Source organism: Pseudomonas sp. LTJR-52, from assembly GCF_003691465.1.
GTDB lineage: Bacteria > Pseudomonadota > Gammaproteobacteria > Pseudomonadales > Pseudomonadaceae > Chryseomonas > Chryseomonas luteola.
This window is the reverse complement of record NZ_CP033105.1, coordinates 2,498,351-2,512,388: the sequence shown is the minus strand read 5'-3', so window position 1 is coordinate 2,512,388 and position 14,038 is coordinate 2,498,351. Positions and strand designations below refer to the sequence as shown.

The 14,038-nt window shown below is 53.8% G+C and carries 13 protein-coding genes; 7 read left to right on the top strand and 6 right to left on the bottom strand.

Annotated features, from left to right (window positions below):
• The first annotated feature begins 81 nt into the window (after nucleotides 1-81).
• The 5 genes from EAW52_RS11845 (at nucleotide 82) to EAW52_RS11825 (ending at nucleotide 4,575) form a co-directional block, all read left to right on the top strand.
• The gene (locus EAW52_RS11845) at nucleotides 82-993 is read left to right on the top strand and encodes a LysR substrate-binding domain-containing protein (protein WP_122042543.1); all 912 of its coding nucleotides are present in this window, start codon (nucleotides 82-84) and stop codon (nucleotides 991-993) included.
• An 81-nt stretch (nucleotides 994-1,074) separates the two neighbouring features.
• Complete coding sequence (gene mgrA, locus EAW52_RS11840) at nucleotides 1,075-2,118, top strand: L-glyceraldehyde 3-phosphate reductase (RefSeq protein ID WP_122042542.1); 1,044 nt, start codon at nucleotides 1,075-1,077, stop codon at nucleotides 2,116-2,118.
• Nucleotides 2,119-2,167: 49 nt separating this feature from the next.
• Complete coding sequence (locus tag EAW52_RS11835; protein ID WP_122042541.1) at nucleotides 2,168-2,599, top strand: thiol-disulfide oxidoreductase DCC family protein; 432 nt, start codon at nucleotides 2,168-2,170, stop codon at nucleotides 2,597-2,599.
• Nucleotides 2,600-2,839: 240 nt separating this feature from the next.
• Complete coding sequence (locus tag EAW52_RS11830) at nucleotides 2,840-4,009, top strand: zinc-dependent alcohol dehydrogenase (protein ID WP_122042540.1); 1,170 nt, start codon at nucleotides 2,840-2,842, stop codon at nucleotides 4,007-4,009.
• Nucleotides 4,010-4,020: 11 nt separating this feature from the next.
• The gene (locus tag EAW52_RS11825) at nucleotides 4,021-4,575 is read left to right on the top strand and encodes a hypothetical protein (RefSeq protein WP_122042539.1); all 555 of its coding nucleotides are present in this window, start codon (nucleotides 4,021-4,023) and stop codon (nucleotides 4,573-4,575) included.
• Nucleotides 4,576-4,622: 47 nt separating this feature from the next.
• On the opposite strand, the gene EAW52_RS11820 is transcribed toward EAW52_RS11825, so the two are convergent.
• The gene (locus EAW52_RS11820) at nucleotides 4,623-6,803 is read right to left on the bottom strand and encodes a bifunctional diguanylate cyclase/phosphodiesterase (RefSeq protein ID WP_122042538.1); all 2,181 of its coding nucleotides are present in this window, start codon (nucleotides 6,801-6,803) and stop codon (nucleotides 4,623-4,625) included.
• A 366-nt stretch (nucleotides 6,804-7,169) separates the two neighbouring features.
• Between EAW52_RS11820 and EAW52_RS11815 the strand changes: the two genes are divergently transcribed.
• Together EAW52_RS11815 and EAW52_RS11810 are read left to right on the top strand one after the other, a co-directional pair.
• Nucleotides 7,170-8,303, top strand: coding sequence for a tyrosine-type recombinase/integrase (locus EAW52_RS11815; protein ID WP_256680789.1), 1,134 nt, complete (start codon nucleotides 7,170-7,172; stop codon nucleotides 8,301-8,303).
• A gap of 362 nt (nucleotides 8,304-8,665) precedes the next feature.
• Complete coding sequence (locus EAW52_RS11810) at nucleotides 8,666-9,274, top strand: PH domain-containing protein (protein WP_010798324.1); 609 nt, start codon at nucleotides 8,666-8,668, stop codon at nucleotides 9,272-9,274.
• A gap of 73 nt (nucleotides 9,275-9,347) precedes the next feature.
• On the opposite strand, the gene thpR is transcribed toward EAW52_RS11810, so the two are convergent.
• Genes thpR through EAW52_RS11785 form a run of 5 tightly spaced genes read right to left on the bottom strand, consistent with a single transcriptional unit; the run spans nucleotide 9,348 to nucleotide 13,992 of the window.
• The gene (gene thpR, locus EAW52_RS11805) at nucleotides 9,348-9,863 is read right to left on the bottom strand and encodes an RNA 2',3'-cyclic phosphodiesterase (RefSeq protein ID WP_122042536.1); all 516 of its coding nucleotides are present in this window, start codon (nucleotides 9,861-9,863) and stop codon (nucleotides 9,348-9,350) included.
• 57 nt (nucleotides 9,864-9,920) lie between these two features.
• Nucleotides 9,921-10,310 (bottom strand): RidA family protein, encoded by a 390-nt coding sequence (locus tag EAW52_RS11800; RefSeq protein ID WP_122042535.1) that lies wholly within the window; start codon nucleotides 10,308-10,310, stop codon nucleotides 9,921-9,923.
• Between the two features lie 9 nt (nucleotides 10,311-10,319).
• Nucleotides 10,320-11,780, bottom strand: a complete 1,461-nt coding sequence (locus EAW52_RS11795; protein WP_122042534.1) for an amidohydrolase family protein — start codon at nucleotides 11,778-11,780, stop codon at nucleotides 10,320-10,322.
• 2 nt (nucleotides 11,781-11,782) lie between these two features.
• A complete protein-coding gene (locus tag EAW52_RS11790) occupies nucleotides 11,783-12,643 on the bottom strand; it encodes a MurR/RpiR family transcriptional regulator (protein WP_122042533.1) in 861 nt (286 codons plus the stop codon).
• Nucleotides 12,643-13,992, bottom strand: coding sequence for a gluconate:H+ symporter (locus tag EAW52_RS11785; RefSeq protein ID WP_122042532.1), 1,350 nt, complete (start codon nucleotides 13,990-13,992; stop codon nucleotides 12,643-12,645). The genes EAW52_RS11790 and EAW52_RS11785 overlap by 1 nt, the downstream gene beginning before the upstream one ends.
• Between the last annotated feature and the right edge of the window lie 46 nt (nucleotides 13,993-14,038).

Here is a 14,038-nt window from a genome sequence, read left to right as displayed (position 1 = left end):
AGCCCCATTTGCTTTTGAGTGTAGGAAGGGGTACAGGTAACGTAAAATTCTAAAAACCGCACTCAGGTATTCGAAAATCAGATGGCCAGCTCCAAAGATATTTCGATGCGTCAACTACGCTACTTTGTGGCGGCTGCCACCACGGGCCGTTTCTCCCAGGCGGCATTGGATGTCCATGTTTCCCAGTCCGCGATTACCTCAGCAGTGGCTCAACTGGAGGAAAATCTGGGGGTCAATCTGTTTGAGCGACAGCCCTACGGGGTTGCTCTGACAGCAGAGGGGCACCGGTTCCTGCAGCATGCCCGGCACATTCTCGATACGTTGAATGATGCACTCAAGGAACCCCTATTCTTGAGTCATACCCAGGAGGGAGTGGTGCGCGTAGGAGCCACCTACGCAGTGCTGGGGTATTTTCTGCCCAGCCTGCTGGCTCGCTTCAAGCGCAGCTATCCGCAGGTGGACATCGATCTGGTCGATTTGGATCGGCCCAGTATCGAGCAGGCTATTCTGGAAGGGCGCCTGGATCTTGGCCTGATCATTGTGTCCAACAGCGAGGCCATTGACCGTTTCGAGCATTATGTTCTGATTCGATCACGGCGCCAGCTCTGGCTGGCTAGTCATCACCCGCTGATGACCAAACCCGACATTACTCTCAAGGATGTGGCCGAGCATGCCTATATTCTCGGGACGGTCGAAGAGGGCGAAGCCTCGACCCAGCGCTATTGGCACGCCCGCGGTCTGGAACCAAAAGTCGCGTTTCGAACGTCTTCCATGGAGTCTGTACGTGGCCTGGTTGCCCATGGATTTGGCGTGACCATCCTATCGGATATGGTGTTTCGTACCTGGTCGCTTGAAGGCAAGAAGATCGAGGTCCGCCCGCTCAATGATGCCGTTCCGCCTATGGAGCTCGGGCTGATCTGGAAGCCGGATACCGAACTGCCGACGGCGGCAGAAGCCTTTCGACAATTTCTCATTCAAGCCTGCGGAATGTAGAAGCACTTTTGCTAGATAGTAATGTTGTCGTATAACCGTTGCAGACCTAAACATAAGCACAACAGAAAAGAGGAGAATGCCTTGAGCTACATGGCAGCCATCAACCGATACGAATCCATGCCTTACCGTCGGGTAGGCAAGAGTGGTCTGGTCCTGCCCGCGCTGTCCTTGGGCTTGTGGCACAACTTCGGTGACACCACACCCATTGAAAACCAGCGGGCCCTGTTGCGTACTGCGTTCGACTTTGGCATCAACCATTTCGATCTGGCCAATAACTATGGCCCCCCCTACGGCAGCGCCGAAACCAACTTCGGCCGAATCCTGCGGGAAGACTTCAAGCTCTATCGGGACGAGCTGATCATTTCCAGCAAAGCCGGCTGGGACATGTGGCCAGGGCCTTATGGACAGGGCGGCGGCTCACGCAAGTACGTCCTGGCAAGCCTTGATCAGAGCTTGAAGCGTATGGGGCTGGATTACGTCGACATCTTTTACTCCCACCGCTTCGATGCCAACACACCACTTGAGGAAACCGCCAGTGCATTGGCTACGGCCGTGCAGCAGGGTAAGGCCCTGTACATTGGCATATCATCCTATTCGGCTGGCAAGACACGCGAGATGGCGGCGCTGCTCAAGGAGTGGAAGGTTCCTCTTCTCATCCATCAGCCTTCCTACAACCTGTTCAATCGCTGGATCGAAAAAGACCTGCTGGATGCAACTGATGAGGTCGGTGCAGGCGTCATCGCATTTACACCGCTGGCCCAAGGCTTGCTGACCGGCAAATACCTCAATGGCGTACCGGAGGATGCACGGGTGAACCGTCCCGGTGGTGCCTCCTTGCGACCGGAGCACCTGTCCGATGACAACATCGCACGGGCGCGCGCACTGAACGAGATTGCCCAGCGTCGCGGTCAAAGTCTGGCTCAGCTTGCCCTGGCTTGGACGCTACGCGATCCGCGTGTCACCTCGGCTCTGATTGGGGCGAGTCGTCCGGAACAGTTGCAGGAAAATATCGGAGCCTTGAGCAATCTGTCCTTTAGCGCAGAGGAACTGGCAGAAATCGATAAGTATGCAGTTGAAGGGGGAATCAATCTGTGGGAAAAACCCTCTACCGATAGCCCTATCTGATCGAGTGAAAGGGTACGACCTCTTCAGGTCGTACCCTTTGGAGAAGTATATGCAACCCGCATGGCCGCTCACCTTGTTTTACGATGGCGACTGTCCGCTGTGTGTCCGCGAGATTCGACATCTGCGTCGACATGCTGACCCTGCACGTCTTTTATTTACAGACGTAGCTGACCCGGCCTTCGAGGCACCGGCACTTGGCATGTCATCACAGCAGTTCAGGGATCTGTTGCACGCCCGATTTGCCGACGGGCAATGGGTCAAGGGGCTGGATGCAACCTATTGGAGTTGGCGAGCGGCAGGGCTTGGCTGTTGGGCAGCCCCTCTTGCCTGGAAGCCGCTGCGGCCGTTGTTTGATCTGGGTTATCGCCTGTTTTTGCGCGTTCGCCCGCAACTGGCCTGGATTCCTCATCCGGAAGGCTCCAAGCGCTGCAAGGATGATCAATGTACGCTTCCTGAGAAATCGAACGCTACCCGCGATTAACAGCTAGAAAGTAGCTCTATAAGGTTTCTTAAGAGGAAATTACCAACAGGTCATCTTTATTCCTTACCGTTTGGTTTGAGGATCCGGACAATCTTTGAACTTTTCCTATGCGTTCTGATGTCCCTATAGCATCACTGCCAAGGGAGTGGCCTTATTCATACAGCCCGCCCATGTCCCAGACAGGAGGGACCTTCACGCTGTTGGTGACGGGACTTTTCAACCAACGTTGGAAGAACGCGCATGAAAGCACTCTGTTGGCACGGGAAAAACGATATCCGCTACGACACTGTTCCGGATCCCAAGATCGAACATCCACGTGACGCCATTATCAAGACAACGAGCTGCGCCATTTGCGGCTCCGACCTCCACCTCTATGACCATTTCATTCCCGGCATGGAGTGCGGCGATGTTATGGGCCATGAATTCATGGGAGAGGTGGTTGAGGTCGGCTCGGAAAACAAAGAGTTAAAGGTAGGCGATCGCATCGTCGTGCCATTCACCATTACCTGTGGCGAATGCGAGCAATGCAAGCGTGGTAATTTCTCTGTCTGCGAGCGCTCCAATCGCCGTAAGGACTTGGGTGACAAAGTGTTTGGTCACTCCACAGCAGGCCTTTTTGGTTACTCGCACCTAACCGGCGGTTACGCAGGCGGGCAGGCCGAGTACGTACGTGTTCCGTTTGCAGATTCTACCCATGTAAAGGTTCCAAGCACGCTTACGGACGAACAGGTACTGTTCTTGGGTGATATTTTCCCCACGGGTTGGCAGGCTGCGGTGCAGTGCGACATTCAGCCTACTGATACCGTAGCGGTCTGGGGGGCGGGTCCGGTGGGTCAGTTTTGTGTGCGCAGCGCCATACTGCTGGGCGCCAAGCAGGTCGTGATGATCGATAACGTGCCTGAACGACTGCTCATGGCAGAAGCGGGCGGGGCGATAACCATCAACTTCGACAAGGAGAGCGTGGTTGAGCGTCTGAACGAGCTTACCCTCGGTAAGGGTCCTGAAAAATGCATTGATGCCGTAGGCCTTGAGTCCCATGCGACGCGGTCGCTGGATGCCGTTTACGATCGGGTCAAGCAGGCGACCATGATGGAGAGTGATCGTCCTCATGTATTACGCGAGATGATCTATGTCTGTCGCCCGGCGGGCATTTTATCTATCCCGGGCGTTTACGGCGGTCTGGTCGACAAGATTCCCATGGGGGCGCTCATGAATAAGGGGCTTACCATGCGCACCGGGCAAACGCATGTCAAACGTTGGACGGATGACCTGCTGCGCCGTATCGATGACGGACAGATCGACCCCTCATTCGTGATTACCCATACGGTAAGTCTTGACCAGGGCCCGGAAATGTATAAGACCTTCCGGGACAAACTCGACAACTGCATCAAGGTTGTTCTGAAACCTTGAGGGAGACGGTTATGACCATGCTTGAGAAATTTTCATCCCCCCAACGATCTCTAGGCGCTTCAGACAAGCTGGCCCGTGGCCTCGGCTTTTACAGCCTGGGTCTTGGTCTCCTGGAGTTGGCTGCTCCACGGCTATTGACCCGCGCCTTGGGTATGGAAGGGTCGGAGAATATTGTTCGTGCCTATGGGGTGCGTGAGATTGTCAGTGGTGTCGGCGCGCTGAGTGACAACCCTACACCTGCGCTCTGGAGCCGTGTAGCGGGTGATGCCCTGGATCTGGCCACATTGGCGACGGGGCTGAATGCCGATAATCCCAAGCGGGGAAACGTGAAAATCGCGATGGCTGTTGTGTTGGCTACCGCGTTGGTCGATGTCATGGCAACACGGGGCATCACGGAGCGCCACCACCGTCCACGACACATGCCTATACGTGATTACAGCAATCGATCCGGCTTTCCAAAGTCAATAAGCGACATGCGTGGTGCCGCAAGCGACTTTGAAACACCGGCTGATATGCGAGCCGATATCGGTAACGGTTATGCACGTGCAGATACTAGCCGCGCGTGATCAGAAACTAAAATGACAAGGCCTGCTTGAAAGCAGGCCTTGTCATTTCAGGCGAGGTGAGACTGGGAAAATGCGTTGTTACCTATCTCATCAAGCAAGAACGCCTGAAGCTTTTCGAAGGGAAGAGGGCGACTGGGTAGAAATCCCTGGGCAAGGTCGCACTGGTTATCGATCAGAAAGGTAATCTGTTGCTGGGTTTCCACGCCTTCGGCAATGACTTTCAAATGCAATTTATGTCCCATGGCAATGATGGCTTCCGCCAGATCAAGGTCCCGCGCATTGTTGGGAATATCCTGAATGAACGAGCGGTCCACCTTGATGGCATCCAAGGGAAGCTGACTCAGATACGCCAGTGATGAGTAACCTGTACCAAAATCGTCAATGGACAACCGCACGCCAAGCTCACGCAGCTGCCTTAGCTGCCCGATAACCTGGTCAATGTTGGCCATTAGCGCGTTTTCGGTTACTTCAAGTTCGAGAAATTGGGGCTCCAGACGTGCGTGACTCAAGGCTTCCTGAACGTCGGATACGAGCCTTTCACGCTCCAAACTGCGTACACAGCAGTTGACCGCAACTCCAATCTTAAAGCCTTGCCGATGCAGTTTCTTGATATCACGACAGGCTCGGCGAACCACCCAACGATCAATATCGGCAATAAACCCGTTTGCTATCGCAATATCGATAAAGTTACCGGGCAGCAGGAGACCTTGTTCCGGGTGCTGCCAACGCACCAATGCCTCTACGTGGCAAACCTTGCCGCTACTCAAGTCAAAGACGGGCTGGTAATACACGGTCAGATTATTACGACTCAACGCCTGTCGTAGCTCTTCCTCCATCTTTAGCTCAAGAGACGCTTTGCTCCTGAGCTGCTCCTGGAAGAAATACAGCATGTTGCGACCATTAGCCTTGGATTTGTACAAGGCCAAATCGGCGTGCTTCATGAGATCTTCACCGGTCGTTGCATCCTGCGGGAATAGGCTGGCCCCAATGGACGTGGTTATAACCATTTTTCGACCGGCCAGGATAATAGGCTCTTTCATCTTTTGCAGGATGCGGCGCCCCAACAGCTCGGCCTCATAATTCTCTTCAACGTTGGCAAGAATGCAGAATTCATCACCGCCCAGGCGTGCAATCAGGTCTCGCTCACGCAGGGCACTTTTCAGGCGCTGAGCCACAACACGCAACAGCTCATCACCGGCATCATGACCTAATGAATCATTGATCCGCTTGAAATTGTCCAAATCCAGAAACAGCAGTGCCATGGAAGTGCCTTGGGCCGCATGTTCATCCAACCGCATCTGGATTTCCTTGTTGAAGGAATAGCGATTGTGCAGACCTGTAAGGGCGTCGAAATGAGCGATGTTATGGAGTGAAGCCTGTGTGCTATCGAGTTCGTGGAGCAGGGCGTTGACCCGTTCAAGATCTCGACGCTGGCTTTCCAGCTTCTTTCCTGCCCATACCGCAACCAGGCTGCAGCTGATAATAATCAGCGAAATAAAGGCCGTCGCTATGCCTAGGTAAGGTGAGTGATTGTCAACGTGCGCACCAGGGTCAAACGTCGAGCCGGCGGGGAGGGTAAAGGTAACGGCCGCCATACCACTGAAATGCATAGAGATAATACCTGCACCCAGCGCCAGACTCGCCGCCAGTTTCAACTTGAGCGGAGCAGGGTTGTCCGGCTGGCGTAGCTTCAAGATCAACATCATCGATCCGAGGCTGGCCAACATCGATACCACAATAGAAAGCACGAATAGCCAGGGATCATAGTAGGCCGTCGCAGCAGATTGCATGGCGGCCATACCGATGTAATGCATGGCTGTAACCCCCAAGCCAATACTGATCGCCGCGCCGATATATTGCTTGGCGGTAAGAGCAGGGCGACCAATCATGACCATGGCCAGCAAGGACGCCATGATAGCGATGACCAGCGAAAGGGCTGTAAGGCGATGGTCGTAATACACCGGGATCGGCATGACGAACGCCATCATGGCGAGGAAGTGCATCGACCAGATACCGCCGCCCAAACAAAAGGCACCGATCCAGCGCCACAGCATACGCGTTCGGCGATCATCCGCGACCGCAACATCAGCAAGACTTAGCGCGGTATAACCGGCAGCAGTTGCAATCAGATAGGAAAAGACAACCAATAGAGAAGTGTGGCTATGCTCGACAGGCGAAAGGCCGGATTGCTGAAGATCTGTGAGAAAATGAATACCTAACCAGTCCACGGCGAGCCACCTTTAAAGCTGAACGGCATTTGCCTATAAAAATGAGATCAATCTCACACAGCTTAGTTCTTTAACGGTTCGTTGGAAGCGGCACGAGACGGCTTTCGTAAGTACTTGTGTCTTCTATAAAATCCTATAAACAAGCCAAATTTCCGATTATGGACGTAATCGGAAATTGGTATACTAAAAAACCTGCCTTTCAGTGTTATTTCAATGCTTTTCTCGTCTAAACCCCAGCCTTTATTTGACACTTATGCCAGTTTTCTTGGGCTTAACGCTACGTCTTATGAGGCAGAACATACGTCTATCCTGAATTACTTAAAACGATTTGAGCCTAGTATTCCGGCTAAAGACGATTATTTTCATGTGCGTGAATTTCTGCGCTCTTATGCCGGCTGGGAAACGACATTCAAAGCCTATCGCACCCAAGTTGAGCGTCTCCTTCTGTGGAGCTGGATCAAGGAAGGGAGGTCTATCCTTTCGCTCCGCCGCCAGGATGCCGAGGCGTTCCTGGCATTCAGTCAGGAGCCTGACGAGGACTGGGTGGGCACCTCTGTTCGTCGCCGCTTCATTCTGAAAGATGGCAGCATGGAGCCCAATCCGTTGTGGCGTCCCTTTGGGATTCAGGGTGACAAAGCCTCACGCAAGCTTGCTGTCGAAACAGGAGACGACGATGACACTACCCCAGAACGCTATGAAATGGCTCAGGGTACGCTCAAGCAAGTCTTTGCAATCTGCAGCTCATTCTATGATTACCTCAATGATCAGGACGTGTTGGTGGGTAATCCCTTTCGGGCAATCAAGCAAAAGAGCCGCTTCTTTCAAAAGAAAGCCAAGGCTATCAGCGGCAAGGTTCTTGACCGCCTTCAATGGGAGTTCGTTATCGAAACAGCGGAATGGATGGCTGCAGAGGAGCCTGAAAAGCACGAGCGTACACTCTTTATCATAGCGACCCTGTTTTCACTCTACCTGCGAATCTCCGAACTTTCCGGGCGGCCCGGCTGGTCTCCCACCATGGACGCCTTTCAGAAAGACCCTGACGGTTCCTGGTGGTACGTTGCAATTGGCAAGGGCAACAAGGAGCGTCGTATCTCGGTCAGTGATGACATGCTGGTCTATCTCAAGCGCTACCGGGCCTTCCGCAATCTGACGCCGCTGCCATATGCCGGAGATCCTGCGCCGCTACTGACCAAACACAACGGGCAAGGCGGCCTGACCGATCGGCAGATTCGCAACCTGGTACAGGAATGCTTTGACACGGCGCTTGTACGAATGAAACAGGAAGGTCGCAGCGAAGACGAAGTATCCAATCTGCGTGCAGCCAGCGCCCATTGGTTACGCCACACCAGCGCAACCTACGATGCACCAAGCAGACCACTCAAACACCTGCAGGAAGATCTTGGCCACGCCAAGGCGAGTACAACGCAAGACATTTACTACAACGCCATTAACCAGGAGCGAGCGGCGTCTGGTAAACAGCGGCGCCTGAAAGATCAATAAAGAAGTGAGCCATAAAAAGCTAAAAAAGCTCATATGGGGTTTCGCAGCGTTCAAGGCGCTGCCCATGGCTCCATATCCAGAATACATAACTTCGCATAATGTATATTATGTTAAATAATATATTAGCAAGCACTGGCACCTCTATCCCCTTCATGGGTTTTGGGTCTTAAACCTTCCTCTGGATCCGGTTAAGCCAAGACAGATTTTCTTGCCTCGTTAATGAGCCTTCCTACGCCTTGTCTTTTTCTTACTGCCTGATACAACTGCCCAACTGAAATTCACTTTGCGTGTTCAGTAAACCTTTTCTGCGTGCGTGCAGCCTCGATGTTGCGCCTTATCCTGTCACTCAAGGAAAGCCTGGTATGTTCAAACGATTTGCAGCAGATGCTTTGGGATTAAGCGACATCGGATCGATTATCAAACCAGCAGACTTCGACAAAGTCGATGCGGACGACTATCTCTTTCACGAGGACGGTGAAAAGATTTTCTTTCTGATCAAATCGAAAAAGGATGAATACTGCTTTACCAATCTGGCGTTGATTCATGTGGACGGCGAATCTGCGGTATCGTCCAAGCGCACTATCAAACGCTACGATTACCTCAGCGAGCGTATTCAGAGCGTCATGATTGAAACGGCCGGCACGGTGGATCTAGATGTCGAGCTGAAATTCGTCATAGGCGGCAAACCCTTCAGCATCGATATCAAAAAGACCTTTCTTGAACAGGTCAAAGACATCTACAAGTCTCTGATCGGGATCAGCAAGATTCAGCACCTGGAAGAACTCAAGCGTGCCAATGCACTAAAAGTACTGGATGTGACGGCCTCCATGTACAAGATTGCTAACCCAGCATCGCCTGAACACATAACCCAGCAATACACAGGTACCTTGGATACGCTGAATACATTGATGCTGGAGACTTATATGACCCATGACTACAGCGCTGTATTCAGTAAGTATGTCCAGGCTTAAATATTCGCCAAACAGCAATAGATAAAGTTTACATAAAAAGTAAAATGCGTAATGGGCGGCAGCTATCACCGCCCTATTCCCTCGGATTGCCTTCAGCTACTGTCCATTCTTTTAAAGCTCTGTATTGCACGCTTCCCTGGCTGCTTTCCGATATAAACAAGGCAAAGCGCTCTACTGGCCACACCAATGACGGTAGTCCATTTGGCCGATAGCGGCTTTTACGTGCAGCCGTCAGGTGTGGGACAAAGGATCTGCGATCCAGCGGAACGCCCAAGCTCTTCAGTCCCCGGTTTAGATCGTCAACCAGCGACACCAGCGGCACAGGCGTCTGGGATGCAATCATGCTGATAAGCCCCTGATGCCAACGCTCGACGCGATCAAGCACGACCGTACATGGCTCAAAGCGTATGTGATCGCCTAGAGCCATAAGCGCGTCTATCTGTTCTTCTGGAATTTCACCCAGAAAAGCCAGTGTCATGTGAAGATTTTCAGGAGGAACCAGGCGCCCATCCATGCCCTGCTCCTTTCGCCAGGCGACTACACGTGTAATCACAGAGGCTGGGCACGGCAACGCAAAAAACATACGCATGATGATGGAATTCCTATAGTCAGAGCGATCAAACACTCTGACTCAGGAGCGGAAGCCTTATTCCGGTTTTTTGTAGGCGACGCAATCCACTTCGACTTTGCAGTCAATCACCATGCTCGACACTACACAGGCGCGTGCAGGCGGATGCTCGCCAAAATATTCCTTGAATATCCTGTTGAAAGACATGAAGTCACGAGGATCATCCAGCCATACACCGCAACGCACCACATGTTCTGGACCGTAGCCGGCTTCCTTGAGAAGGGCCATGACGTTATCCAGGCATTGGCGCGTTTGAGTGACGATGCCGCCTTCGACCACCTCTCCGTTGACCATAGGGGTCTGGCCCGAGACGTAGAGCCATCCATCAGCCTCAACAGCGCGCGCAAACGGCAGGTGCTGCCCGCCTGTCCCGCTACCACCCTCAACACCGTAACGTTTAATTGACATGTCATCCTCCTAATTAAAGTGTGTACGCAGGTCGCCTTGCCGGGAAAGGAAGCGACCGTTTCTATGGGGAGTCAGTTGTTTAGCTGAATACGACAGGATTCCATTTACCCAGACAGCATCGATCCCCTCTGCGACAACCTTGGGCGTTTTGAAATCGGCGGCGGCATGTACAGTTTTGGGATCGAACAAGACCAGATCCGCCCAATAGCCTTCCTTGATTAATCCGCGCTTGTAGAGCCCAAAACGGGCCGCTGAAAGCCCGGTCATCTTGTGTACCGCGGTATGCAGGGGAAACAGGGCCACGTCGCGACTGTAATGTCCCAGCACTCGCGGAAAGGCGCCCCACAAGCGAGGGTGCGGGAATGGGTCTTCGGGTAGGCCGTCCGACCCGATCATTGATAGCGGATGAGCCAGAATGCGCCTCACATCGTTTTCATCCATCCCGTAATACACTGCCCCGGCCGGTTGCAGGCGTTTGGCAGCATCCAGTAGCGATACGCCCCACTCCTCTGCAATGTCGTTCAGGTCGCGGCCGCTCATGTCAGGATAGGGTGTAGACCAGGTAATGGTGATGCGAAAATCAGCTGTTACCTGCTTGAGATCCAGCGTTGAGGAACTGGCCGAATAAGGATAGCAATCACACCCAACTGGATGATCCCGTGCAGCTTGCTCCAACGCCGCAAGAAGCTGGGGACTACGTCCCCAATTGCCTGCACCGGCACATTTGAGGTGCGAGACGATAACGGGCGCCTTCGCATGACGACCGATACGAAACGCTTCGTCCAAGGCCTCTAGTACAGGCTCGAATTCGCTACGCAAATGTGTGGTGTATACCGCTCCGTAGGCGTCCAGCTCTGAGGCCAGTTCCATTACTTCGTCAGTACTTGCGTCATAGGCCGAGGCATAAGCGAGCCCTGTGGAAAGCCCCAGCGCACCTTGCTCCAGACTCTCACGCAACTGAGCCCGCATGGCAACAATTTCTCCAGGCGTTGCCGTACGATAAAGGTCATCCATATGGTTGCTGCGCAGTGCTGTATGCCCAACGAGGGCAGCAACGTTTGCGCCTGGGCGCGCCTGTTCGACGGCTGACTTGTAATCGGCAAATGTCGGATAGGCAAAGGCCGATGCTGGCCCCAACAGGTTCATTGGGTCTGGCGGCTCGCCCCGTAGACTGACGGGGGAAGCACTAATGCCACAGTTACCTACGATAACAGTCGTTACACCCTGGCTTAGCTTGGGCAGCATCTCCGGTTGACGGATCACCACGGTATCGTCATGGGTATGAACATCAATGAAGCCCGGTGAAAGCACCCTCCCCGCGGCGTCAACCTCATGGGTTGCCGTTGCCCCACTTATGCATCCTATCTGTTCTATTCGGCCGTTCTGTATAGCGATATCCGCCTGATAACCCGGCGAGTTGCTGCCATCGATCACCTGTGCATTGCGGATAAGAGCATCGTAGGTTGGCATTGTCAGTCTCCCAGCGGCAATCGCTCATCGCCGCCACGGTAGTCGTCCATGGCGAGCTTGATGCGCCGCAAGCGTTCCTGATTCGCTTCAGGTGCGCTCAATGCCAGCTCGGTAGCCAGAATATCCACGGCGAGCATCATTCCGTAGCGGGCAGCGGTAGGTTTATAGATAAAGTCTGTTTCAGCCAGAAACAGCGGCAGTACGACATCAGCCAGTTGGGCAACCGGCGATGCTTCAGGTGCAATGGCCAGAATGCGAGCGCCGTACCCCTTGGCCAGCTGCAACGACTCGACAAGTTCGGGCGTTATGCCTGTCATCGAGCAGGCAATCACTACCTGATCCTGGCCCAACGTGGCCGCTGTCAGGCGCATCAGAACCGGATCATGATAAGCCGCGATGGGATATCCCAGCCGAACCAGCCGGTATTGCAGTTCATCCGAAAAGATCGTGGAGCAACCGCCCATACCAAAGGCGTAGACCATGCGCGCCTCGTGAACGAGTGCAACCGCCCGTGCAAAGGTTTGCTCATCGAAACGGGCCAGATGCTGGCGAAGCGTTGCTTCAATGTCACTGACGATATTGCCAAAGAATGCAGAATGCTCCGGTGCGTGTGTTCGGCCCAGAAACCGCGCTCCAACACCGCTGGCCTGAGCCAGCTGCAAGCGCAGGTCCCGCAGGTCCTTGCACCCTGCGCTGCGGGCAAAGCGGGACAAGGTCGCACTACTGACCTCAGCCCGTGTCGCCAGCTCGTCCAGGCTGGCGCTGGCTGCGAACGGCACATCCTCCAGGATCAGGCGAGCGATACGTTGTTCGCCTGCACTCATATGCTCAAGACGTGCACGAATTTGATACAGAATATCCATTACAGTACAGCCGCCAATGCCAATGTCAGAAGAAAGGCGATGATGGAGATCAATGTTTCCAATACGGTCCACGTCTTGAACGTCTGGGTTACCGTCATGTTGAAATACTCCTTGATCAACCAGAACCCGCCGTCATTTACATGGGAAAAGATGACCGACCCTGCCCCGGTAGCCAGAACCAGCAGTTCAGGGTGTGGATAGCCTAACCCTAACGCAACAGGCGCGACGATGCCTGAAGCCGTGGTCATGGCGACCGTGGCCGAGCCGGTGGCAATGCGCATTAGTGCAGCAAAAAGCCACCCCATCATCAGAGGTGACAGGTTGAATTCCCGGGCCAGTCCAACGATTTCGGTGGTCACACCGGCATCGATAAGGATTCGGTTTAGCCCTCCACCAGCGCCTACCAGTAATGTGATCGTTGCCGTTGGAGCCAAGCATTCATTGGTAAATTTCAGGATCGCATCGCGGTTGAAGCCTTGAGCCAGCCCTAACGTCCAAAAACTCACCAATGTGGCAACCAGCAGTGCAATCACGGAGTTGCCGATAAATTGCAGAAACTGATTGAAGACGCTGCCCGGCGTTGAAATCAGGTTGGCCCAGCCACCCATCAACATCAGCACAACGGGCAGGATAATCGTACCGATTGTGACGCCAAAACCAGGCAGCTGTTTACGAGGCTCACGCTCGGTAAACTGCTCGGCCAGTGGGTTTTCGGCTGGTAACTGAATCTTTGGAACGATGAACCTGGCGTAGACCGGTCCGGCAAGAATAGCCGTCGGAATACCTACGAGAACCGCATAGAAGAGCGTCTGCCCTACCGAGGCATGATAGGACTGCACGGCCAGCATGGCAGCAGGATGCGGCGGAACGAGCGCATGCACAACCGACAACCCCGCGACCATGGGCAGACCTACCATCAGGATAGAGACACCTACACGGCGGGCCACGGTAAAAGCGATAGGAACCAGCAGCACGAAGCCCACTTCAAAAAACAGGGGCAGCCCCACGAGAAAGGCAATGCAGACCATCGCCCAATGGGCATTGCGCTCGCCGAACCTGGCAATCAGGGTACGAGCGACCTGCTCTGCGCCGCCTGACTCGGCCATCATCTTGCCGAGCATGGTGCCCAATGCCACGACCAGGGCGATATGACCAAGCGTCTTGCCGACACCGGCCTCATAAGAGGCAACAATCGTATTGGCTGGCATACCGGCGACCAGAGCCAGTCCTACCGATACCAGGGTAATCACGATAAAGGGATTCAGCCGATACCGCGCAATCAAGACAATCAACGCAATGATGGCTACTACGGCATAGATCAGAAGCCAGAACCCGATAGAAGGCGTCATCGAGCATTCCTCGTGTCTGAGTCCGTCCAAGGCTGGACGGCACAAC